This is a genomic window from Latilactobacillus sp., from assembly GCF_033176295.1.
GTDB classification, from domain to species: domain Bacteria; phylum Bacillota; class Bacilli; order Lactobacillales; family Lactobacillaceae; genus Latilactobacillus; species Latilactobacillus sakei.
In genome coordinates this window covers 58,779-82,782 of the sequence record NZ_JAMQEX010000009.1, presented here as the reverse complement: position 1 = coordinate 82,782, position 24,004 = coordinate 58,779, and the positions used below count along the sequence as shown (strand labels likewise).

At 37.5% G+C, this 24,004-nt stretch carries 18 protein-coding genes and 5 tRNA genes; 21 read left to right on the top strand and 2 right to left on the bottom strand.

Annotated elements, in window-relative coordinates; all coding sequences use genetic code 11:
* Positions 1-23: 23 nt before the first annotated feature.
* The 3 genes from NDN60_RS06060 to NDN60_RS06050 all read left to right on the top strand — a co-directional run bounded on the left by NDN60_RS06060 (position 24) and on the right by NDN60_RS06050 (position 292).
* Positions 24-96 (top strand) — tRNA-Asn (locus tag NDN60_RS06060).
* Between the two features lie 44 nt (positions 97-140).
* A tRNA-Glu gene (locus NDN60_RS06055) sits at positions 141-212 on the top strand.
* A 7-nt stretch (positions 213-219) separates the two neighbouring features.
* A tRNA-Thr gene (locus NDN60_RS06050) sits at positions 220-292 on the top strand.
* A 124-nt stretch (positions 293-416) separates the two neighbouring features.
* On the opposite strand, the gene NDN60_RS06045 is transcribed toward NDN60_RS06050, so the two are convergent.
* A complete protein-coding gene (locus NDN60_RS06045) occupies positions 417-1,001 on the bottom strand; it encodes an NUDIX hydrolase (RefSeq protein ID WP_011375286.1) in 585 nt (194 codons plus the stop codon).
* Positions 1,002-1,413: 412 nt separating this feature from the next.
* Between NDN60_RS06045 and NDN60_RS06040 the strand changes: the two genes are divergently transcribed.
* From NDN60_RS06040 to proC, 5 genes are all read left to right on the top strand, one after another.
* The gene (locus tag NDN60_RS06040) at positions 1,414-2,874 is read left to right on the top strand and encodes a peptide MFS transporter (protein ID WP_099947471.1); all 1,461 of its coding nucleotides are present in this window, start codon (positions 1,414-1,416) and stop codon (positions 2,872-2,874) included.
* 125 nt (positions 2,875-2,999) lie between these two features.
* Positions 3,000-3,080: transfer RNA gene (locus NDN60_RS06035), tRNA-Tyr, on the top strand.
* Positions 3,081-3,086: 6 nt separating this feature from the next.
* A tRNA-Gln gene (locus tag NDN60_RS06030) sits at positions 3,087-3,158 on the top strand.
* Between the two features lie 513 nt (positions 3,159-3,671).
* Positions 3,672-4,268 (top strand): class A sortase, encoded by a 597-nt coding sequence (locus NDN60_RS06025; protein ID WP_076632277.1) that lies wholly within the window; start codon positions 3,672-3,674, stop codon positions 4,266-4,268.
* A gap of 120 nt (positions 4,269-4,388) precedes the next feature.
* Positions 4,389-5,195 carry a pyrroline-5-carboxylate reductase gene (gene proC, locus NDN60_RS06020; RefSeq protein WP_099947743.1) on the top strand — a complete coding sequence of 269 codons (807 nt, stop codon included), beginning with the start codon at positions 4,389-4,391 and terminating at the stop codon, positions 5,193-5,195.
* A gap of 312 nt (positions 5,196-5,507) precedes the next feature.
* On the opposite strand, the gene NDN60_RS06015 is transcribed toward proC, so the two are convergent.
* The gene (locus NDN60_RS06015; RefSeq protein ID WP_099947742.1) at positions 5,508-6,428 is read right to left on the bottom strand and encodes a Gfo/Idh/MocA family protein; all 921 of its coding nucleotides are present in this window, start codon (positions 6,426-6,428) and stop codon (positions 5,508-5,510) included.
* 141 nt (positions 6,429-6,569) lie between these two features.
* Between NDN60_RS06015 and nagA the strand changes: the two genes are divergently transcribed.
* From nagA to tagD, 13 genes are all read left to right on the top strand, one after another.
* Positions 6,570-7,709 (top strand): N-acetylglucosamine-6-phosphate deacetylase, encoded by a 1,140-nt coding sequence (gene nagA, locus NDN60_RS06010; RefSeq protein WP_011375281.1) that lies wholly within the window; start codon positions 6,570-6,572, stop codon positions 7,707-7,709.
* 18 nt (positions 7,710-7,727) lie between these two features.
* Positions 7,728-8,429, top strand: coding sequence for a GntR family transcriptional regulator (locus NDN60_RS06005; protein ID WP_099947741.1), 702 nt, complete (start codon positions 7,728-7,730; stop codon positions 8,427-8,429).
* Positions 8,430-8,812: 383 nt separating this feature from the next.
* Complete coding sequence (locus NDN60_RS06000; protein ID WP_011375279.1) at positions 8,813-10,852, top strand: LTA synthase family protein; 2,040 nt, start codon at positions 8,813-8,815, stop codon at positions 10,850-10,852.
* 73 nt (positions 10,853-10,925) lie between these two features.
* Positions 10,926-12,470, top strand: a complete 1,545-nt coding sequence (locus NDN60_RS05995; protein WP_011375278.1) for an ArnT family glycosyltransferase — start codon at positions 10,926-10,928, stop codon at positions 12,468-12,470.
* A gap of 72 nt (positions 12,471-12,542) precedes the next feature.
* Positions 12,543-12,989, top strand: a complete 447-nt coding sequence (locus tag NDN60_RS05990; protein ID WP_143455234.1) for a hypothetical protein — start codon at positions 12,543-12,545, stop codon at positions 12,987-12,989.
* A gap of 2 nt (positions 12,990-12,991) precedes the next feature.
* Positions 12,992-15,358: a peptidoglycan recognition protein family protein gene (locus NDN60_RS05985; protein WP_099947740.1), complete on the top strand. Its 2,367-nt coding sequence runs from the start codon at positions 12,992-12,994 to the stop codon at positions 15,356-15,358.
* Positions 15,359-15,551: 193 nt separating this feature from the next.
* Complete coding sequence (locus tag NDN60_RS05980) at positions 15,552-17,003, top strand: glycosyltransferase family 39 protein (protein ID WP_011375274.1); 1,452 nt, start codon at positions 15,552-15,554, stop codon at positions 17,001-17,003.
* Positions 17,004-17,056: 53 nt separating this feature from the next.
* Positions 17,057-18,598, top strand: coding sequence for a DUF6056 family protein (locus NDN60_RS05975; protein WP_011375273.1), 1,542 nt, complete (start codon positions 17,057-17,059; stop codon positions 18,596-18,598).
* Positions 18,599-18,608: 10 nt separating this feature from the next.
* A complete protein-coding gene (locus NDN60_RS05970; protein ID WP_016265594.1) occupies positions 18,609-19,484 on the top strand; it encodes a capsular polysaccharide synthesis protein in 876 nt (291 codons plus the stop codon).
* Between the two features lie 18 nt (positions 19,485-19,502).
* Complete coding sequence (locus NDN60_RS05965; RefSeq protein ID WP_011375271.1) at positions 19,503-21,062, top strand: O-antigen ligase family protein; 1,560 nt, start codon at positions 19,503-19,505, stop codon at positions 21,060-21,062.
* Positions 21,040-22,185: a CDP-glycerol--poly(glycerophosphate) glycerophosphotransferase gene (locus tag NDN60_RS05960; RefSeq protein ID WP_016265592.1), complete on the top strand. Its 1,146-nt coding sequence runs from the start codon at positions 21,040-21,042 to the stop codon at positions 22,183-22,185. Before NDN60_RS05965 ends, NDN60_RS05960 begins: the two co-directional genes overlap by 23 nt.
* A 1-nt stretch (position 22,186) precedes the next feature.
* Complete coding sequence (locus tag NDN60_RS05955) at positions 22,187-23,602, top strand: oligosaccharide flippase family protein (RefSeq protein WP_011375269.1); 1,416 nt, start codon at positions 22,187-22,189, stop codon at positions 23,600-23,602.
* Between the two features lie 6 nt (positions 23,603-23,608).
* Positions 23,609-23,995, top strand: a complete 387-nt coding sequence (gene tagD / locus NDN60_RS05950; RefSeq protein WP_011375268.1) for a glycerol-3-phosphate cytidylyltransferase — start codon at positions 23,609-23,611, stop codon at positions 23,993-23,995.
* The last annotated feature ends 9 nt before the right edge of the window (positions 23,996-24,004 follow it).

Below are 24,004 nucleotides of genomic sequence, written 5' to 3'. Positions count from 1 at the left end.
GATAGGACGTTGCCACGCTTGATTCCGGTTTAGCTCAGTTGGTAGAGCGCATGACTGTTAATCATGATGTCGTCAGTTCGAGCCTGACAACCGGAGTAATAAAATGAGCGGTTGAGACCCTTCAATCGTTTTTTATTTTCGGCCCGTTGGTCAAGTGGTTAAGACACCGCCCTTTCACGGCGGTATCATGGGTTCAAATCCCGTACGGGTCATCTTTATGCCGGCTTAGCTCAGTTGGTAGAGCATCGGTATCGTAAACCGAGGGTCACAGGTTCGACTCCTGCAGCCGGCACTAAGTGTTATGCATGTGATTCTTGTTAAGCATTGTCAGTCGTTAAGACTAACAGTGCTTTTTTATTACCGCTTAATAGGATAAAAAATGAGACGTTGCTTCCAAATGGAAACAATGTCTTATTTTAGTTTAAGCGATTATTAACCCATTGCCATAATAGCAGTTGTGTTCGGCCTGATATCTTACCGCTTGCTAATATTTCAGCAGCTTGTTTTTTATCAACCCAAATGCTAGTCAATTCTTCAGCGGATTCTAAAGCCGTATTTTGAGAAGGGATTTGATCAATTGTACAGATGGCTAAAGTGATGGCGCCATCTGTAATGCCCGGCGTAGAATAGCTAGGATTAAAGATTTGATCAATATGAACACCTTGATAGCCTGTTTCTTCGACGAGTTCACGTTCAATGGCTTGTTCGACTGTTTCACCAGGTTCAATTAAACCAGCTGAATTACCATAGACATAGTCGTTGAGAGGGAGCCTGAATTGACGTAGTAATAAGACTTGACTATGATCACGATTAAGGCAAAACATGGTGACCGCAGAAGCCGTCACAGGATGTTTAAGGTTGTCAGTTGTTAGATTGGCTTCACGACTGACAAAATGATAATTAATCTCTTCTTGTTTAGAATTTTGATAAGTTGCTTCATAATAATTAAGCCACCGATCCGCTAATAATTTCTTAAGTGTCACTAATTTGAGTTGCGCCATAATGTTCGACCTACTTTCTATCTAATCATTGTACTACAAAGGTTGGAGGTGTGTTTGATACTTAAATCAGACTATAGTCATCGTAATAATAATGAATGCAATAATTTAACATTAATGCGCCTTTATTTGCTGAGAAAATGGTGTCTGAAAATAGCTGAAAGTGGCTAATATTAATCATTAAATTTCTAGAGGAAATAAGTGAAAAATGATTTGAAAATTGATCGTAAAGTGCATAAAAATAAAAAAAAGAATTGCTTTAACATTAAAATAAGATTATAATGTCATTTATAGATTCTAAGCGAATGATAAGAGAGTTCTTGTATAGTGCCGATTTCAACCATTGAAGTCCCTATCTTAACAGCTGTCAATTCCTAGTTTCAAAAATAATAAAGTTTTAAAGTGGGGTATTACAATGGAAGAGAAACATGAAAAGACATTCTTTGGCCAACCGCACGGCCTATCGACATTATTCTTCACAGAAATGTGGGAACGATTCAGTTATTACGGGATGCGTGCAATTTTACTATTCTATATGTATTTTGCTTTAGATAAGGGTGGTCTTGGTTTTGACAAGGCAACCGCAATGTCAGTGATGGCGATCTATGGTTCGATGGTTTACTTAGCCAGTGTTGTTGGTGGTTGGTTGAGTGATCGAATCTGGGGTAGCTTTAAGACCGTCTTCATCGGTGGGTTCTTCATTATGTTGGGCCATATTGTATTAGCGGTACCGATGGGCGCAACTGCTTTATTTATTTCAATCGGCTTGATTGTTGCCGGAACTGGGTTATTGAAACCAAACGTTTCTGAAATGGTCGGTGGCCTATACAGTCAAGATGATCGTCGTCGAGATGCTGGTTTCAGTATGTTCGTCTTCGGGATTAACTTAGGGTCATTCGTAGCACCTTGGGTTGTTGGTACAATCGGACAACAAGTTAACTTCCATTTAGGCTTTTCATTAGCCGCAGTTGGGATGTTCTTCGGTCTTATCCAATACTACCGTGGCCGTTCACAATTTAGTAAAGAAAATTCTAAGCCAAATGATCCAATCGCATCTGACGAACTAAGAGGGATTATCATTAAAGTGGTTATCGGCTTAGTCGTTATTGCACTTGGTATTACAGCTTTACAATTAACAAATAATTTAAACATTGATAATATTGTTTTAATCATCTCAATCGTCGCAATTGCATTACCAATTATTTACTTCTACAACATGCTTTCAAGCAAGAAAATTACTAAAAAAGAACGTTCACGCGTTTTAGCTTATATTCCACTCTTCATCGCTGCCGCTGTTTTCTGGGGTATTGAAGAATCAGGTTCAGTTGTCTTGGCATTGTTTGCTGAAGATCGGACAATCTTGCATATTGGTGGCTGGAAGCTTGCTGCTTCTAACTTCCAATCATTAAATCCATTGTTCATCATGCTTTTAACACCATTATTTGTTTGGTTATGGAGCACATGGAAGAAACAACCATCAGCACCTGGTAAATTCGCCGTTGGTTTGATCTTCGCTGGATTATCATACATGTTTATGGCCCTTCCTGGATTATTACACGGGACAGCTGTTCGTGTTAGTCCATTCTGGTTAATCGGTTCATGGTTAATTGTTGAAATTGCTGAAATGTTAATCTCACCAATCGGCCTTTCGATTACAACCAAATTAGCACCAAAAGCATTTAGATCACAAATGATGAGTATGTGGTTCTTAGCTGATGCTGCTGGTCAAGCGGTCAACGCACAGTTAGTTCGTTTATACTCACCACAAACTGAAATTAAATACTTCTTAGGCATCGGGATCGTTAGTGCGATCTTCGGGATCGTCTTAATTTTCTTCGTGAAACCAATTCATAAGTTAATGGAAGGCGTTGACTAAATTAATTAAAAGAAATCTTGGTTATTTATACAATAATCGAGGTTTTTTTTGCATTTTAGGGTTGATTTTTGTCTGGAAATTTTGTAAACTAATATAGTTGAATCGATGAGATGAGACAGACATATGGAGGAGTAGCGAAGTGGCTAAACGCGGCGGACTGTAAATCCGCTCCTTCGGGTTCGGTGGTTCGAATCCACTCTCCTCCACTTGATTGGGCTATGGCCAAGCGGTAAGGCAACAGGTTTTGATCCTGTCATGCGCTGGTTCGAATCCAGCTAGCCCAATAATATATTAGGTAAGCGCACCGACAATTGTCGGTGCGTTTTTTTGTGACTAAAAAAACACGCTTTATTCATTTATAGAATAAGCGTGCGCGGATTATTGATAGCAGTTCTGAGTTTTAAGGTAAAAAAGATGATTTAATCGCGCTTCAGGTAAGCCCCAGAACTCGAATCTGAAGAGGTTAAAGGAAATCCGACTAATAGTCCGTCGTGTGCCTTATAAACTTCATGGGCCCATGTATAGCCAAGGGAGAGTATTAATTTAAAGAGTGGTTTTGAGAGAAGATAATAGGTAACAAAAAAGGCCGATGAATTAATTTTCACCAGCTTTTTTGTTATTTATTTCATTCGTCTAACAAGTAATAATAGTAATTCACTGATTTCGTTTGCCTCGTCAGCATCAAATGTTAGTAATTCGTCGATAAGTTTTTTTAGATAAAAGGACAATAAAAGCCCCCTGCAGTGAAATGGGTTCGTTGGCTTTTTATAGCATCACTTTGTCTTTTTCTAGGCTTAATGGGCGTCCAAAAGTATCGGCATGATCAGTTGACGCAAAATATCGCCCGCGCACGAACCGTCAAAGTGCGACCGGTCCAGACTAAAAAAGTGGCAGACGATAACGCGCCGCAACCAACTTATTGGGATGAAGATACGCGGGGGATTACAGTTGGTAAGTTGGCAATTCCTTCAATGGGCATTAAATTGCCGATTATCAAAGGCATTGGTCAAACCAACGGGTACGATAATATGCTAAAGGCGGCGGTTACCAATAAACAGGGACAGACAATGGGCAAGCGGAACTATGTTTTGAGTAGTCACGATATTGCCCAGGAAAATGTTTTGTTTTCACCACTTAGTCAAACGAAAGTGGGCGCCGCGATTTATTTGACCGATACGATGCAGGTTTATACCTATCGTGTCATCCGTCGCAAAACGGTTAAGGCCAACCAAGTAGCCATTTTGGATGATGTCCGTCAAAAACGCCTAGTAACTTTGTACACCTGTGATCCTGATGGCGAGATAGTCAACGGTCAGACTTACGAGCGAACAGTGGTTGTGGGCGAATTGGTTAAAACGTCGCAGGCATCAGCCAAAACTTTAGCACGATTTTAAATGAGAAAGCGTCCGACAAAAGTCAATTTTGCCGGACGCTTTTTTAGGATAGATAAGGTGCTAATTGACTTCAACACTTTCTTTCGGTATTCTTGGTTCAATACAAAAAGGGGTGGCAGAATGAAAATTGGTTTTATTGGTGTCGGTAATATGGCACAAGCAATGATTAAAGGCTTAGTTAAAGCCGATCAGATCGCAACAACGGATATTTTGGTCCACGGGGCTCATCCGGCAAATTATGAAGCATTTGCGGCTGAACAACACATTACACCAGTGGCAGATAACATCGCGGTAGTCGAACAAGCTGATATTGTCTTCTTGGCGGTTAAACCATATATTGTGCCACTTATTCTAGAAGAAACAGGCGCTGCTTTTAAAGAAAAGCAACCATTAATGGCTTCAATGGCAGCCGGTCTTTCATTGGCTAAATTAAGCCAACAAGTGGACGCGGATAATCTGCCTATTTTGCGGATTATGCCCAACGTCAACGTTGCTAACCGCGCTGGTATCACAGCCGTTGTCGGTAATGAACAAGTGAGCGCTGATCAATTGAACAGCGTGAAGGACGTCTTGTCACAATTAGGTGGCGTTGTTGAAATTGGTGAAAAAGACTTCACAACTTTCAGCGCACTTGCTGGCAGTTCACCAGCTTTCGTTTACTTATTCATCGATTCAATGGCACGGGCTGGTGTTAAACACGGTTTAACCAAGAAAGCAGCAACTGAAATCGCAGCCCAAGCTGTTTTAGGGAGCGCCCAAAATGTTCTGCTGAGTGACGATTCACCATGGGACTTAATCGACAAAGTATCATCACCAGGTGGCACAACCGTTGCAGGCTTGTTAGCAATGGAAGAAGCAGGTTTAATGTCAGCAGTGGTTAAAGGCATCGACGCAACAATTGAAAAAGACTTGGAAAGCCAAAAATAGCGTGCGGACTCGAACGATTTGACTTTGAGGATTAACCTAAAAATGAGCAGTATGGCAGGTTTTAGCCATACTGCTCATTTTGTAGTTAACCGGAAAAGGCAGTTCGGGGAAGCACATTTCAAATAGCGTGCGTCATTGACGGTTATTTGAGCAATTGCAGTGTATCGTGAATAAACCGACGTAGTCGATTGTTTACGATGCATAGCAAGGTACAGGGGCCAGTTTTGAAAAGCACGTTTAAGTATAAAAAGAGGTCGCAACAAAAGTAATTTTTGTTGCGACCTCTTTTTTACGCCATGTTCTGGCCTATTTTTAACAACGTTGCGCTTGTCTGCACATCGTGTGGCACAACTGATGTGTTAATAAGCTGCTGGCAGGTGAGACGGGATTTTCACCGTTTGTTTGCAGTGCCGCAATAAAGGCTTTGATCATTGGCTCAAAACCGCGGCTGACTAATGTTGGTTCCCAGTCTGCGGGTTGTTGTTGCCGATTATCCGTTGCCGTTTTGGCGGTATATTGCGTCAGATTATCAACGGAGAATAAGCCGTGCGGACTTTGAAGGCTAGCGATTTCTTGGTTAGTGCCACCTTGCATATTTAATGTTGCGGTAATGAGTTGGCTGGCCGTTTCAATGGTTAGTTGGGCGACTTGCAGTTGGTGGTTGGCATCCTGTTTACAATAGGGTTGCACGTTATCGTTCAAACCAACATCATTGGCTAAATAAAGGGCCGTATCAATGGTGTGGATCATTAAATCGTAAATCGCAAAAGCGGCTGGTTGCCGTGTATCGACACGCGTTTTAGTGACGTTAATCAGTTGCTTATTAGGGATGCTTTTTAATTTTTGTAATTGCGGCACAAAACGACGGTTGAAACCCACGGTTAATAATAGGCCTTGTTGTGCCGCTAATTTATAGAGTTCGGCGACTTCCAGTGGATTCTCGCTGAGTGGTTTATCGACAAAAACATGTAATCCATGTGAAAGTGCTTGCTTAACAAGTGTATAATGAGTGTTAGTAGGTGTATGGATAAAAACGGCGTCCAAGGATTTGGCCAAGAGATCTTCAAAAGAGAGACAGCCATTGCTAAAGCGATATTGGTCCTGCAGTTGTGCCAGTTTTGCGGGTTGGCGGGAACATAAAACCCAGTTAACTTGATCTTGTAATTGTGCCATCACTGGCAAATAAGCTTTTTGCGCGATGTTCCCTAAACCGATAACCCCAATATTTAGCATGCTTAAAACTCCTCACAGTAGTTGATAAGGACAGTATACCAAATTTTTAAGAAAACGGTTCAAAGATCACGCCGAGTGCCTTGCATTTTTGGTCTATACCATTTATACTAGAAGTAATTTAATAATAGAGGTGGATGGATAATGACAATCAAAGTTTTAAAACACGCAGTAATCTATACTGGTGATGACGTTATTGAAGACGGCTATATTCGTTTTGACAAACAAATTTTAGCTGTCGGCCCAATGTTTGACTATAAAGCACAAGCTGGCGAAGAAATCCAAGATATGAAGGGTCAAACTATCATTCCTGGCTTCATCGACGTTCACTGTCATGGTGGTTACGGTTTCGATGCAATGGATGGCGATGCTAACCAAATCGACGAAATGGCAACTAAGATGATGCAAAACGAAGGTGTCACAACTTTATTTGCAACAACAATGACACAATCAAACGAAAATATTGCCAATGCCATGCGTGGTGTTAAAGACGCTGCTGAAAAGAACCCATTAATCCAAGGTGTCCATCTAGAAGGCCCATTTATCGCCCCAATCTTTAAGGGTGCCCAACCTGAACAATTTATCAAAGATCCAGACGTTGACTTATTAGACGAATGGAACAAATTATCAGGCAATCGCGTTCGTTTAATTACTTACGCACCAGAAGATCCTGGTTCAAAAGCCTTCGAAGACTATTGTTTAGCACATAACATTGTGCCTTCTGTTGGTCATAGTAATGCCACCCGTGAACAAATGATCGAAAGTAAAGCAACGCACGTTACGCATTTATACAATGCGCAACGTGAATTCAAGCACCGCGAACCTGGTGTCACAGGTCACGCAATGTTAGAAGATAATATGTATGCTGAATTGATCGCAGACGGTTTCCATATCGTGCCAGATATGATTAAATTAGCATATGAACAAAAAGGTGCTGAACGTATTGATTTAGTAACTGACTCAATGCGTGCCAAAGGAATTGCTGAAGGCGAAAGTGAATTAGGCGGCCAAAAAGTAATTGTTAAAGACAAACAAGCACGTTTAGAAGACGGCACACTAGCTGGTTCTGTTTTAACTTACATCGATGCCTTTAAGAATATTCAAGCCTTTACAGGCTGTGATAAATTTGAAGCCGTTATGATGTCAAGTGTTAACCAAGCTGAAGAATTCGGCCTAACACAAAAAGGTAAATTAGAAGTTGGTCGCGATGCTGATTTAAACATCTTAGACCAACAACAAAACTTAGTGGCAACTTACAGCTTCGGCCAAGGTTACCAACATTAATCAATAGGAGTGTGACCCATGGAATCACCTGTTTATATTCAAATTCATAATCAACTTAAAAAAGATATTGAAGCCGGCAAGTGGTCGATTGGGGATCGGATTCCTTCAGAACGTGAACTCGCATTAAACTTTGAAGTCTCGCGAATGACGCTTAGACAAGCCGTCCAAACGCTGGTTGATGAAGGCATTTTGGAACGCCGGATTGGTGCTGGGACCTACGTCGCTAACCGAAAAGTCCAAGAAAAAATGTCCGGGGTAACCAGTTTTACAGATTTAATGACGGCCCAAGGCAAGACGCCATCTAGCAAGACGATTTCTTTTCACATTGCTAACCCATCATTAAGTGAAGCTGAAAAGCTCCAACTAAAAGACGGTGAACAAGTGCTGCGGATGGAACGGATTCGTTACGCGGATAATGTCCCCATTTGTTTTGAAGTGGCCACAGTGCCACAATCATTAGTCGCTGATTTCAGTAAAGCTGAAATCACTAGCTCTTTTTATAAGACGCTGGAAGAAAAAGGTGGCTACCAAATGGGTGGCGCGCAACAAACCGTTTCAGCGCAACCCGCCTCAGAACGCATTGCCGAATACTTGGACATCAAGCGCAACGGCTCAATCTTACGCTTGCGCCAGGTATCCTTCTTGAACGACGGCACACCATTTGAATACGTCCGCACACAATACGTGGGCGAACGATTTGAATTTTATTTGGAAAGATAGGCTGCTAAAAAGGAAGACGACAGTAGATAATAAATCTGCTGTCGTCTTCCTTTTTTGTTTGCATATTGTATATCAGATATTGTAGATGTAATATTAATAGGTATGTAAAGGAGAGAGTTTGAATGGATATTTATTAATGGGAAAATGTTTTTCAAAGTAAAGCATTGGATAAAGCTTTCACTAGATTTATGGTTCGACGACATATTAGAAAATTATGGTATGTTGGTTTCTACCATTTCTATCTAAGCTTATTGTTAGTACTTAGAATTCAGAAAAAAGAGCGTTATTTTCAGAATTATTGGCGTTTTTTAGATAAAGTACATATAACATCAGACGAGTTAGATCGCTTTAAAAATCGATTTAAGGTAAAAAATCTTATCTTATTGAGTGATAGTAGGCAGAAGGCAATTGTTGGCCAAATTCCCGAGTTCTTGATGAGTCTGTTCATTCCCAGAGAAGTTATCGACTCTGGTCGTGTAAAAATAGACGGTTTAGCAGTTGATCAAGAAGGAAAATGGACACCAACGTCAGCAGTAAGTAAGCAAGATTCAACCGGAAAAACTTATTTCGGTGATTTATCTTTTATCTTCAAAAATGGTAAATTTAAAAATAAATATGTTGTGTTTAATAATGGTATTGCATTTAAAACAGTGACGAATATGCTACTGTATTGGTTCGTTCAAATGATGTTAGTCGTTGGTATTAGTATCTTTATCGGGATGGCATCAGTTATCGTTGGGGGGTACAAGTACTCTTTCCCAATGGTTAAGGACGTTTTGATGGATAGCCATCTGTTGATGTTAAATTGTCTAGCACCGATATTGATGGGATTAACGCTCTATTTCTTATTGGGACGTATTTGGTTAGGAACAGGGTTAAATGCCTTGATATTTGTCGGTTTAGGCATTGCTAATCATTATAAATTAATGTTTAGAGATGATGCTGTTCAATTTGCAGATTTACAACTTGTTTCTGAAGCTTCTAAAATGTCACAAAAATATGCCATTCAATTAACTTGGAAGCATGTTGTACTGGTTTTACTCTTCATAGCGGTTTTAATTATGTTACGAAACTACTTTAAACCAGTCATGAAATTCCAATTTAGAATAGTTGGCTTATTTTTGGTGCTGCTATTAACCTTTACGTGGGGGAAAAGTGAGCTATTTAACCCAGATACGTACGGTAAGGCAGCCTATGTTAAGTACGGTAATATTTGGAAGGCTACCAGTCAGTATATGACACGTGGTTTCCCGTACGCTTTTGCACACAGTATTGAAAGCACAGGCGTATCTAAACCAGAAGGCTATAATAAAGCAGAAGCAAAGGCATTATTAGATCAATATAAATCACAGAACATTCCTGATAAAAAGAAAGTTAACGTTGTTATGATAATGATGGAGGCCTATAACGATTTTTCTAAGTATCCACAATTAGAAATCGATCCATCGGTTTATGCAGGTTTGAAGAATGTTGAAAAAGAATCGATATCTGGACATTTAGTAACGAACATCTTTGCGGGTGGGACAATTGATACCGAAAGAAAGACGGTTACGGGTTATAGTAAATTGCAAAACTTTAACCACAATACAGACTCGTTTGCTTGGTATTTCAAGAATCAAGGCTATCAAACCCAAGCCCTACATCCAATGTATGGTTGGTTTTACAATCGAAGAAATGTTGATCCGGTCTTAGGTATTTCTGATTTTAAATATATGGAAAATTACTATAATAAGTACAATCAATTTGTTGTACCGGACAAGACCTTCTTCAAATCAATTCATAGCTTCTCAGAAAAGAGTAAGAAACCTTACTTTAACTTGTCAGTGACCTATCAAAATCATGGGCCATATGCAAATAAATATACCGGAACACCATTATTAAAATGGCAAGATGGCTATAATCAAGCTGATTATGCGATTATTAACAATTATTTAGCAGGAATTAATAAGACGAGTGAAGCAATTGAAGAGTTAACGAACTCATTTAAGAATGATAAACCAACCGTTATTATGTTCTACGGGGATCACAATCCTTGGTTGGGGGAACAAAATAGTGTTTATAAAATGTTGAATATCGATTTAAACTTGGGAACTGCTCAGGGTTATCAAAATTATTATCAAACGCCGTATGTTATGTGGGCCAATAAAGGTGCTAAAAAAGTCTTAAAGAATGATTTTGTTGGGCAAGGTAAGGACTTCTCACCAATGTACCTATTACCAGAATTCTTTAAACAAGCAGACCTTAAAGGCGATTCATACATGCAATACTTACAAAATACTGAGAACAAAATTAGTGTTATCGGTGAAAATAAGTATAAAGTTGGCAATAAATATGTTAAATCTTTAACTGGTAAAGATAAGAAGACTTATGATAATCTGAAAAAAGTTGAATATTATCGATTACACGAAAAAGTAAGTGATTAGTTTTTCGAAAATCAATAAAGGCCGTAGATGTTAAAAATTCTAGGGCCTTTATTTTATGGGAGTGGGGAAAACAATGCGCCATTATGTAAAGAAGAACTGGCCGATTATTTTTATATTAGCCTATTCATTATTGGTCATGTTATTTGTGACAAAATCATCACCGCTATATTATCAAAATGATTGGGTGGATTTAAATTGTTTTTTAACGGTCGGTAAGGGCTGGCATCATGGACTAATACCATATAAAGATCTCTTTGAGCAAAAAGGGCCGGTTTTATATCTAATCTATCTATTAGCAGATTTGATTACTGCCAAATCTTACTTTGGGGTTTATTTGATTGAATCAGTATTGTTTTGTTGTTCATTATTGCTGATTTATAAGATTGCACGGTATTATTCGAAAAAGACACATGCATTACTGAGTGTGATTATTGTGCCAAGTCTTTTATTTATGTCGCCAACCTTTAGTAAGGGGGGGAGCGTTGAAGAATTAATGATGCCTACGACAATCTATCTCTTTTATTTATTGGTTAAATTGGCACATCAGAATTTTGAATTAAGTAAATTAGATTATTTAATGAGTGGGATGTTATTTGGGTGCGTTTTATGGGCTAAGTACACGTTAATTGGTGGTTATCTAGGATTCTTCTTAGCATTATCAATTAGTTTGATAATGCAACGGAAATGGCGTGCATTGTGGCAGAGTTGGTCAATGATTCTATTGGGGAGTGTCGGGATTTCAGCAATCGTTTTACTCTACTTTAAATCGCAGAATGCACTATATGATTTATATTTTAATTATTTCTATGCTAATACGAATTTATACGATGGGAAACATGTTGATATCGTTCATAAAATGATTGCGAGTGTCGTTTATTACATGCAAACAGTCAATAAGTCTTGGTTGTTATACGGTATGCTCATTATTGGTTTGGTCGTTATCTTAGTTAGTAATGGTCTTTTTGAAGATGTATATATTAAATTTATTTACTGTACAGTTTATATTTCAATGGTTGTGACTGTTTTACTGGGGCTAAGGTTGGGCTATGTGATGTTGCCGCTAATGGCTTTTATGGTATTGCCATTAATCTATCTTATTAAGGTAGCCAGTCATAAAATTGAAGAATTGCCTTTACCTATTTGTGTATTTCTGGGCTGTTTAGGCTTAATGATGGTTATCGGCAGCAATACAAATATTAATGAATCAAGGATATTCCCCAACAATCAAACCGTTCATATTGATAAAAACGGTGAAAAAACTAATGTTTATCAAACAGCACAACAAAATTTTGCTGAAATCATCAATAAGAGTCATGATCAGACGTTATTGAATTACCGAAATTTAGATATGGGCTTCTACCGAGCGAGCGGTGTCTTACCGACGACTAAGTACTTTATGACTAACAATATTCCACACGATCAGTTACCTGAAATATTGGATACTCAGAATAGACTAATTACACAAAAGAAAGTTAATTTTGTTGTATTAAGATTACCAATTAACCAGGATTATCGTCAGGGTGTTGCTGATAATGTACTGTCAAATTATCGGAAAATAGCACAACATAGTCAGTTTGATGAGCATGCTTTTACGTATTATTTATTTAAGAAAAAGTAAAGGTGGTTTATATAATTGTCAAATTATTTGTGTTAAAATCGTAAAGGATGATTATATTTCTGGGGGGATACTGTGAAAAAAATAGTGTATGCAATGACAAGTAGCATCTGTTTACTAGTCTTAGCGGGGTGTAATAACGGCCACGATAAGAGTCGTGATACATCGGATAAGACTAAGACAAGTGTTGTTAAAAAGGCAAAGTCTAGCACAAGTAGTAAAAAGCAAACCAGTGTCAAGGAATCTGATCAGAAGTTTAAGTACTCTTTAGTAGGTACTTGGGCAAGTGAAGATACTAAAATGACATATCGCGATGACGGTACTTTAAAACAAGTTTCATCAGCGAGTGGTATGACTAATAAAGGGACTTATAGTATCGTTTCAGAGGGACCTGACTGGGTAAAGGTTAAACAAACGATTCATGTTTCTAAGAAAAGTTCTAACGACCAAACGGTAACTTTAAAATTTAAAGATAAATCGCATTATAATGATGGGATGATTGATTGGAAATTGGGAGAATAATTTTGAAAAAGAGTCGATTACTTAAGAATTTAACAATCTCTTCAGTGGTATTGTCACAAATATTGATTAATACACCCGCCTTTGCTGAAACTACTAGTGCAACTGAAAGCACAGCACAAAATACAAGTGTTGCTACACCTAATGTTGCAAGTAGTAGTCAAATGAGTAGCCAAAGTAGCAGTGTGGCTAGCGTTCAAGAAAGTAAAGCGCCACAATCCTCTGCTAGTGAACAACCACAAACAACTAACAATCAAAGCAGCAGTAAAGCTGAATCAGCTGCGCCTGTGAGTGCTGAAAAAGCCACAGCAGCTAGTTTGAAATTAACGAATGCGACGGATTTTCATGGTGTGATTACAATTAAGAATCACCAAGGGACTAAAATTTTAGATAATGCGACTGGTCAATATACCCGGACACTAGATTTCAAAACAGCTTGGCGTGTTTCTAAAAAAGCCGTTGATAGTACAGGGGAAACATGGTATCAGGTCGCAAATAATCAGTACGTAAAGGGAACGGATAGTTACCTTTCTGGCGCTACGTTCTTTGTTAGTGGTAGTGCTTATGACGGTGTTGCAACTGTTAAGAATACTAAGGGAACAGTTGTCACTAATAGCCTTGACCAAACTGCACAAACGCTTAAGTATCAAACAGCTTGGCACATTTCTTATAAGATGATTGATGTGTTTGGGGATGTTTGGTATAGAGTGTCAACTGATGGCTACGTAAAAGCAGAAGACGTTACAATGGCTCAAAATGTTTTTACAGGTGGCAAAACAATTCCGAAGACAGTCATTTATATCAAGAATACTAAAGGCAGCATGATCATCAATAGTGACGGTCAAAAAGGCCGTGTACTACCTTATCAATCAGCTTGGCGGACAAGTTACGTTGTCTATGATGCTAGTGGTGTTGCTTGGTACCAAGTCGCGGGTGGTCAATTTATTTCATCAAAAGATGTCTATGTTGAAGGTACAACCTACTTTACGAGTGAACAACCACTAAGAGGGGTTGCAACGGTTAATAAAGTAGGTGGGAGTGAGTTAATTAATTCTCACAAAGCTGCTTTAAGAAAATTAAATAATGGTTCGGCTTGGAAAGTATCAGCTATTGCGGTTGATATCTTTGGAGACCAATGGTATAAAGTTGGGAACGAAAACTACCTTAAAGCAAGTGAAGTTAAGTTTAAAAAGGCTGACGTTCTAACAGACACCAAAACAATTAGTAACCAAGTAATCCAAGTTAAAAATCACAATGGTGCACGTATCATGAATACTGATGGCACATTTGGTCGGACATTAGGCTTTAAATCAGGCTGGCGAACACATCAAACGGCTAAAGACAGTAGTGGTGCTATCTGGTATCAAGTGGCAGACAAGCAATACATTGCTAAAAAAGATGTTTACAGCGTTGGTGATCCGTTAATTGTTTCAAGTGCTGACTATAGAGCAATCGGGACAGTTATCAATACTAAAGGAACAGACTTAATCGACGTTAATGGTAAGAGTTCTCGGAATTTAGCCAACTTAACAAGATGGAGTATCAGTAAGAAAGCACAAGATATCTTTGGTGATTATTGGTATCAAGTAGCGGATAAACAATATATCGCAGCTGCTGACGTATTAATCGAAGGCGAAAATATCTTTAGTAAGACTGAACCAATGAACGATTCTGTTGTCATTATCAATAAATCAGGTGCTGAAACAATTAACTCAAGAGGTCAAAAAGTTAAGAAGTTGGCTGTTAATAGTGAATGGCACGTTTCACAAAAGTTGACTGATAAAACAGGAACCGTTTGGTATGCAGTTGGTGGTAATGAATTTGTTAAGGCTAGCGATACAGCACAACGCGCTTTTCATGTTGAACAACGATATATCGCTGGTTTGCCACATAATGAAACCTCAGGACAATTTATCGTAGCGCATGAATCTGGGAGTGTTGGTTCAGAAACAGATCCAGATGCTTTAGAACACGCAATCACTTATATGCAAAACAACTGGACAAGTGCTTATGTGACACATTGGGTCGGTGATGGTGGTCGAATCGTTCAAACAGCACCTGTTGGCGAAATGAGCTGGGGTTGTGGTCCTACAGGTAACAGCAAGGCCTTCGCACAAGTTGAATTAGCAAGAACTAACAATAAAGCTAAATTCCAAAAAGATTACAAAGCTTATATCTGGTTGTTAAGACTATTGGCTGATGAAGCAGGTGTTTCTAAGCAATTAGATGCAAGTGGTAATGGTGTTAAGACGCATGAATGGATTTCATATGCTTATCGTGAAGTTGATCATGTGGATCCCTACGGCTACTTAGCCCAAATGGGCGTTAGCCGTGCGCAATTTGTGCATGATATTCAATACGGCGTGCAATAAAATTTAATAAAAAGCTTCAAGAAGACATAATTCACATTGTGATTATCTCTTCTTGAAGCTTTTTTAATATCGAAATTGAAGTTAATTCTTTAAAAGACAATCTAAGTGAAAATACTAAGAATAACGGGATATTTAATATTATTGAACTAATATGTGATAAAATTAAAAATATTATGTTTAGGAGGTATCTTTGGTGCAAAAATTTATGAACGGCTTTGTAAAGGGTGTTTATACAGTACTTTTGGTAAGCATTTTTGCTTTTATTACGTATTACTCAATCAGTAATTTAGTCACCGGTAATTACCTATCTAATTCTAAATTAATGATTGTTGCTATTGTCTTTTACATATTAATTATCTTGGCATTGGTTTTATTGACCAAGATAACCAGTAAAAAAATATTCTTTATGATTGTAACGGGAATGGCGATATTAGTCAGAATTGGTTGGTTGATTAAGGTCCCGACAGCACCGAGTTCTGATTTTCAAATGATGCATCATGCCGCGATACTAGCGACGCAAGGTGACCTCTCATTTCTAAAGGAAAGTTACTTTCAAAGTTGGCCTTATCAGTTAGGCTTTGTTTATTTTCAAGCATTGATTATCAAAATATTTGGTCAAAATGTGCTTATTCTACAGATAATTAACATCCTTCTAAATTGCGGAATTGCATTTGTTGGGTATAAGATTATTAATCTACACTTTAAAGAAATAACAGGGCGCATTGTGTATACGTTATTGCTATTTTATCCAGCGTATATTTATATGACAGGTGTTTTAACGAATCAATTTCTAGCAACTTTTTTAATTTATTTAGCAATCTATCTATACTTAAAGCATGATCAATTATGGGTTAAAGCAACTGCTGGTGTTTTATTAGCACTCGGGAATATGATGCGACCATTGGGCATTTTGTTGATTATTGCACTTGTCTGTTTTGAAATTACAAAATGGTTATTGGCACCGGATCGGAAAAATATTTTAAAATCACTCGGAAGAGTTACCACTAGTGTTTTGGCCTATTTTCTCATGTTGTTCTTAGTGAATAGCGCTTTGCAAGTAACGCATTTATCCGAATATCCGCTGGAAAATAGAAATCCAACTTGGAAATTTGTATTAGGGTTGAATGATGAAACCGTTGGGAGCTACTCTGCAACGGACTTAAGCTTAATGGATCGGTATCCACTTGGCGCAAAACGAGATAAGCTGGGCAAAGAGATTATTAAGGAAAGAATCCAAGATAAACCTAAGCTCGTTAATTTAATGTTCAATAAAAGTAAGAAGATGTGGACTGCTCGGGATGATGCCCTAATGTGGGGGATGGCAGATAATGTTAAGTTATCTTTAAAGATTAAAAATTGGTTGAATGCGGTTCAGTTTTTGTTCTATATTTTTATTGTAGCAAATGCCTTATTAGCAGTATTCAAATGGCGTGAAACATGGACGGACGGTTATTTATTAAAATTGATGATCATCGGTTATTTTATGGTCCATTTATTAATTGAGATTCAGTCTAGATATCGATTTTTCATTGTCCCGGCATTTATCATGTTAACTGCCATAGGTTGGGTCACTGTCTATGAAAAGATCCACTCAAGGCAAGCAAATGATAAAAAGACTTTAAAAGAGGATATAGTAATAAGGTAGGATTCTAAGACGACTTTATTATCTATGTTTATTACTCGAAAGGACGCTTTAAAATGACAGTTCGTAACAATGAGGCAATAAAAAAATATGGTTTCTTTTTTCTGGTTTTTATTTTCTTTGGTTATCTATCAATTAACTTTCCGTTGACTGGAGATGATTTAAACTGGGGGATAACGACTTTAAAAAATTATTTTGGATCAGGTCAGTTCTTAAATTATGATGGACGTTACGCTGGTAATAGTTTAATTATCATTGCTAGTCATAGTGCGGTATTTAAGGTTTTAAGTTACGCAGGTATTACAACACTAGTTGTCTATCTGGCTGCCCATTTGATTAACAACGTTAGGCAATTAGAAAGAAATACGTTATTAATTCTTATTTTGATGTTAACGATGAGTACAGAGTTGTTTGCGCAAGTTTTAGGGTGGAATGCCGGCTTCTTTAACTATATGGCTTCATTGGTATATCCCTTAATTATTATTAACTTAGTGAAGTATCACTATTCTGATTGGCAAGCATCAAAGTATTTACGTTATAGTATTTTAATAGCGGTTCTTTCAATAATCAGTTGCTTTTTTGTTGAACACGTTACACTATTAAATTTAGCAGTTGCCACAATTTTAATGGGCTATATGCTATACCAAAAAAAGAAAAACTACTTAGTAATTGCTAATTTCATTGGCACATATATTGGTGGCATTTTAATGTTTTCCAATAAAGCTTATTTAAATATATTATTACATCATGACAGTTACCGGGAAACAAGTTTTTCATTGACTAAGGTTTATCATATTATTTCACAACAAATGGATTTTTATCTCTTGATTGATAATCCAATTATTACAGTGTTACTTGCTGTCATTCTGGGTTACTTAATTATTAAAAATCTCCAAAAGCGTTCGGGTAATAAGTTGGGGACTGTGGTTTCTTATCTAGAATTGAGTATCCTGATTGCTTTCATAGAATATCATTATATTTTGTTTAATACCTTTTTAAAGGACTTCGGCCATCGCTATTTAGTATCATGTTTATTATCAATTTTATTCTTATTAGTAATTGTAATTGAAATGGCTAAGTTATCACTGGAAACCCACAATATCGAATATATTGCATTAATTGCAGCTGCTATTGTTTTAATTGTGCCATTCTTTGTAGTTACACCGTTTGGTCCTCGAGGAGCGTTTGCAAGTTATTTCTGTTTGTGTTTGCTAGTAGTTGCCTTATGCAACGAATTGAATGCTGTTAAATTTAGCTTACCAATTATCAGAATAATGATGGTAATGGTTGTTATCTTTTATGCGGGCTTAGCAACACGAATTGGTCATGCGAGTCGTATCAAAAATGATTTTATAACCTATCAGGAAAAACATAACACGCCTAAAGATTATCGTTTATATCTAGAGGTACCGTATAATCAATATTATTGGGCGGTTCATCCACAGGCTACTGATAGTAGTTACAGAGGGTATTATAAGATTAAAACCATAGGGGGCAAGTTGGTCCCATATGCTAAATGGCGTTTAATTGAAAAGAATACGAATAGTAACGCAGAAATGTTTTCTCAAGTTTTAAAAGTTGATAGTCAAAATAAATAGGCGGGATAAAATGAATCTAAAAAAGAGATTGAATTATGTGACGACATTACTTTCTCCAAGCTTTATTAATTTCTACTTAAAGAATAAGCAAACGCCGGTTGCAGATGCCTTGACGTATGTTAAGTTAAAAAAAGAAGCCACAGCGTTTCTTGATCAATATCAAGTACAAACGACAAGCGGCGAAAAAAATAACGTGATTTGGATTTGTTGGTTCCAAGGGATTGAAGATGCACCACCATTAGTCAGACACAATATCGAAACGATTAAGAGACTATATCCCAAACAACATGTGCAAATCATAACATTAGCAAATTTGAGTGACTTTATAACTTTTCCAACATTCCTGCAAGATAAAATTGATGCAGGATTGATTCCTTACGCGCATCTATCCGATTTAGTACGGGTGGCCCTACTAACAAAACATGGTGGCACTTGGATTGATAGTACAGTCTATTTTACGGGGACTAATTTCCCGGGTTATGTTTTTGATGCACCACTCTTTTTCTACAGCAATACACAACAACAAAATCGGGCAATTGCTGCTTCGAGTTGGTTCATTCATAGTGATACTAACCACCCTATCTTAGTATTAACGCAAGATTTATTATATAATTATTGGCAGACGCACGATACGCTAGATAATTATTTTATGTTCCATGTCTTTTTAACGATTGCTTGTGATCACCTAACTGCCGAATACGCAAAGTTACCACGGTTGGGTAACGTTGAACCGCACCTTATGGGAAAAGTGTTGTTCGAACAATTTGATGAGCAACGTTATCAAGAAATAACAGCATTATCAAGTATGCATAAATTAACGAACAAGTTTTCAAAAGAAAATCAAGAAAAAGCCGATACGTTCTATCAATATATATTGAATCATTAATCTTGGAGGAATAAGTCCGTGAACTTTAAAGAATATACAAAAAAATCACTAATTTTATTAGTGTTGCTACAACCGTTTTTGGATATCTACTTTTTATATGTGCCACCAGTCACAAATTGGGTGCCATTTTCACCAGCAACGCTGATTAGAATTTTTCTCGTAGCGATTATTGCGGGACTTTATATTTGGAGTAGTCGTCATAATAAAGTAAATCGATTTGCTTGGCTTTATATGGCTATTCTAGTTATTTATCTAGTGCTACATCTGATCTTTACGAGACATTTTAAATCAACTAGCCCAATCGACTTGGGTTACTCAACAGTAGGGGAGATCTTCTACTGGATTAGAATGGTAATTCCGTTGGTTGTCTTGTTTGTCACAACGCAGATTAAGGTGACTAGAGCTGAGTTTAATAAAGTGATCAAATTTTTAGCGTGGATTATTTCTGGTAGCATTGTGATTACGAACTTATTCAAAATTAGCTTATCATCATATGGTGGTGGCTGGATTCAAGGTAATATTTTTTCATGGTTTGGCGGCGGCCAGCAATGGGCATACTATGGCTTAGCATCAAAAGGCTTTTTCTATTATGCCAACGCAGTTTCAGCTGTCGAAGTATTATTGACACCGATGGTTCTTTATTATTTGGTTGAAAAGCTAGATTTAAAGAGTATTGCACTAGCGACTGTTCAAATGTTTGCGATGCTGATGCTTGGTACGAAAACTGCTTCATTAGGGTTCTTCGTTGTATTAGCTGGTTATATCATCTTATATTTAATTTACAGTTTGTTGTTTAAAGAATTTAAGTTCAAATTTAGCTTATTTGCAACATTTGCAGTTTTAACGTTGGTTGGTGGTGCTATTTTACCAATGTCACCAATGTTTAACCGAACAACAACCGATACGGCTGTTCAAAAGACACAAGATGGTACTAAGAAAGAACAAAAAGAAAAGAAAAAAGAATTAGAAGCTGAAAAAGAAAAAGAGAAAGAACATAAGGATGATCAAATTGACCATCGTAAAGAAACACCTTTGATGAGATATATTAAAAATCATTATCGTGATTATTCATTAAATGCTAGATTTGTGATGGGCGGGTATTCATATCGTGATGATCCACAATTCTGGTATCAAGTAATGAAATGGCCAGTTGGTGATCGCTTAAATTACCGTAAGGTTGAAGAAGCAATGTTAAACCGCGCTAAATCCGTTAATAATGATTCATTAAATAATTGGTTCGGGATTTCTTATACTCGGATGAACCATATTGCCAACTTGGAGCAAGACTTCATTTCACAATGGTATTCAATGGGCTTCATCGGCGTCTTATTATTAATCATGCCTTACGTTTTTGTACTGCTATATTGCTTATACGAAGTAATTCGTGTGCTAGGCAAAAAAGCAACGTTCTTTGAAGTAAGTTTGTTATTTGGATCAGGTTTGGTTATTGCCTTATCAGCATTTAGTGGTAATGTAATGGACTTTTTGGCAGATACAATTATTTTGGCCTTTGCACTAGGCTATGCATTAGTCACAACGAGAGGACTTAAAAAGCATGACGGCTATCGCAACAGTTAAAGCAGTTTTATACCACCGCGTTTGGTTTGGTTTGATTAAATTAGTCACTCCGATGTCAGACGAGACATTTTTTATCAATTCTTTTTTTGGGAAATCATTTTCTGGTAATCCAAGAGCACTCTTTGAAGGCTTGATTGAAAAGTTTCCTAATAGTGACTACATTATTGTTTTAAACGATGAACAAGCGCGACAAACAGTTAAAGCCCAATACCCGGACATTAACATTCAGTTCGTGGCAAGGCACGAGAAGGCCTATTTAAAGGCACTTGCGCGTGCTAAATATTGGATTATGGATATTAACTTTCCATTCCGTCTAAAACCCCATAAAAATGGGGTTTTTGTGCAAACTTGGCATGGTACGCCGCTTAAACATATTGGTAATGATTTACCAGATGATAATGACTTCAAACGTTTGACTGCAAGAGAACCCCTTAACTGGGACTACTTTGTGTCTAATGCACCTGAAGATAATTGGTTATATGAACGGGCATTTAATTTAAAACAAACTAAGATTATGAGCTATGGGTTACCACGGAATGATTATTTAGCAAAGCATAAAGATGATCGTGAATTGGTAGCTAGTTTAAAAGCAAAACTACAATTAGATGCAACACGCAAAACAATTTTATATGCACCAACTTTTAGAGACGATGAACCCACGTTTAAATTAGCGTTAGATTTGGAACAATTTGAAGCACAATTAGGCGATCAATATGACTTGTTAATTCGCTTGCATCCAAACGTGGCAGATCAAATGCCAGACATTGCAGCTTATCCACATGTGCATAACGTCAATCGCTACGCAAGTATCGAAGAGTTGTATCTAGCTGCCGATGTTTTAATGACTGATTATTCATCTGTTTTCTTTGATTATGCGTTATTGGAAAAGCCGATTGTTTTTTACGCGTATGATTTGGATAAATACCAGGATATTCTACGAGGCTTTTATTTTGACTACCAAGCCTTTATCCCAGGGCCATTAGTAACGGACAATCAAGCGTTGTATACATTGCTTAGTCAAGGGCTAACAGCGCAAACGACAAAAGCGTTTAATCAGTTACACAATGCGAATACCGATGGTTCGGCGACGCAAAAAATAATTCAGGAAGTTTGGAAAGTCTAGTATGAAAAAAGCCTCAACAAATATCATTTATAATGCTGTTTATCAGTTGCTGATCATTGTACTGCCTTTTGTCACGACACCGTACGTGGCGCGGGTATTAGGCAAAGAAGCGTTAGGGATTAATTCCTACGTTAACTCGATTCCAGTCTTCTTGAGTTTTATCATTCTCATGGGAATGAACCAGGTTGGTGTCAGAGTAATTGCCCAATCGACAAAAGAAAATCTTGAAGAAAATTTCAAAAAATTATGGGGTTTACAACTTCTTAGTGGTTTAATCGTGATCATTAGTTACATCGTGGTTGTCTGCTTATTCATGAGTTATAAATTCTATTTTCTAATTGAGATTCCATTTTTAATTGGGTATGTCTTAGATATTTCTTGGTTTTATATTGGCCGTGGCCAAGTTAAAACAGTGGTCATGCGAAATACAATTATTAAATTGACACTAGTCGCTACGATTTTTATTTTCGTACACAGTGAACAAGATCTTTGGATTTATCTATTAATCAATAGTATTACTTACCTAGCTAACTTTGTCTTCTGGTTAGGGATTAAAACAGAAATTCCTCAATTCAAGTTTGGACGGATTCATTTTTCTAAGCAATATTTGAAAGAATCAATCACGGTAACCATTCCTTCAGTTGCTGCACAATTTTATACGAGCTTTGATCAAACCATTATTGGCTTATTAGCGGGTTCTGTTCAATTAACGTATTATGCCCAGACGCAAACCATGGCGCGGGCGGTTGTGCAATTATTAGGTTCGGTGACAATCGTCTTAATGCCGATTATGGCTAAGATGGACAGTGAAGAAGCGGATGAAAATCAAATTCAGAATTTATTGAAAGTTTCGTTGGACTATACTTTGATACTTGGCTTGCTATTTACAAGTGCGCTGATGGTCAACGCTAATAAATTTATCGTTTGGTTTTTCGGTAGTCGCTATCAAGCGATGACGGATAACTTCTTCTGGGTTAGTTTACTTGTGGTGATCATTCCTTATGGTGGTATTTATGCCAATCAATTTGCGCTATCAAAAGGGATGTACAGAATTGTCGCGATTCCATACCTAGTTGGCGCGGTCTTCTCCTTAATTGGGAATTTCGTATTCGCCGGTCGCTTTGGGGCTAATGGTGGGACAACCATCATTGTCCTGACCGAATTATTGGTTTGTGGGATGCGGATTTGGTTAGTACGAGGGCACTTAGATTTTAAATTCCTGTGGCATGAACATTGGAAGTACTGGCTAATATTTGGCTTAACGCTATTAATTGGCTTACACATACCAATTAACCTCGGCAGTTTATTCTTCGATCTCGTCGTTCAGACGATTATCGTTGGTCTTTTATTCGTGATATTATTAGTTGGATTAAATACACGTGTCCGGCAAGATCTGATGCGCCTTAAGAAAGGATGATTTAAAATGACAAAAGTTTTAACTTACGGGACCTTTGATTTATTACACTGGGGTCATGTTCATCTCTTAGAACGTGCCAGCCAATTAGGCGATGAATTAATTGTCGGCTTATCAACGGACGAATTTAATGCTGAAAAGCATAAAGAAGCTTACCATTCATATGAACATCGCAAATATATTCTCGAAGCCATTCGATATGTTGATAAGGTAATTCCTGAAAAAGATTGGGAACAAAAAATTAAAGACGTTCAAAAATACGATATTGATGTTTTCGTAATGGGTGATGATTGGAAAGGAAAGTTTGATTTCTTAAAGGATTATTGTGAAGTCATCTATCTTCCCCGGACAACAGGTATTTCAACGACACAAATTAAGCAAGATTTAGAAAACTAAATTAGAATG

Bases quoted from the DNA above. Each gene is read 5' to 3' on its own strand.
- NDN60_RS06045 (WP_011375286.1), bottom strand. From the start codon at position 1,001: ATGGCGCAACTCAAATTAGTGACACTTAAGAAATTATTAGCGGATCGG.
- NDN60_RS06040 (WP_099947471.1), top strand. From the start codon at position 1,414: ATGGAAGAGAAACATGAAAAGACATTCTTTGGCCAACCGCACGGCCTA.
- NDN60_RS06025 (WP_076632277.1), top strand. From the start codon at position 3,672: ATGGGCGTCCAAAAGTATCGGCATGATCAGTTGACGCAAAATATCGCC.
- proC (WP_099947743.1), top strand. From the start codon at position 4,389: ATGAAAATTGGTTTTATTGGTGTCGGTAATATGGCACAAGCAATGATT.
- NDN60_RS06015 (WP_099947742.1), bottom strand. From the start codon at position 6,428: ATGCTAAATATTGGGGTTATCGGTTTAGGGAACATCGCGCAAAAAGCT.
- nagA (WP_011375281.1), top strand. From the start codon at position 6,570: ATGACAATCAAAGTTTTAAAACACGCAGTAATCTATACTGGTGATGAC.
- NDN60_RS06005 (WP_099947741.1), top strand. From the start codon at position 7,728: ATGGAATCACCTGTTTATATTCAAATTCATAATCAACTTAAAAAAGAT.
- NDN60_RS05995 (WP_011375278.1), top strand. From the start codon at position 10,926: ATGCGCCATTATGTAAAGAAGAACTGGCCGATTATTTTTATATTAGCC.
- NDN60_RS05975 (WP_011375273.1), top strand. From the start codon at position 17,057: ATGACAGTTCGTAACAATGAGGCAATAAAAAAATATGGTTTCTTTTTT.
- NDN60_RS05970 (WP_016265594.1), top strand. From the start codon at position 18,609: ATGAATCTAAAAAAGAGATTGAATTATGTGACGACATTACTTTCTCCA.
- NDN60_RS05960 (WP_016265592.1), top strand. From the start codon at position 21,040: ATGACGGCTATCGCAACAGTTAAAGCAGTTTTATACCACCGCGTTTGG.
- NDN60_RS05955 (WP_011375269.1), top strand. From the start codon at position 22,187: ATGAAAAAAGCCTCAACAAATATCATTTATAATGCTGTTTATCAGTTG.
- tagD (WP_011375268.1), top strand. From the start codon at position 23,609: ATGACAAAAGTTTTAACTTACGGGACCTTTGATTTATTACACTGGGGT.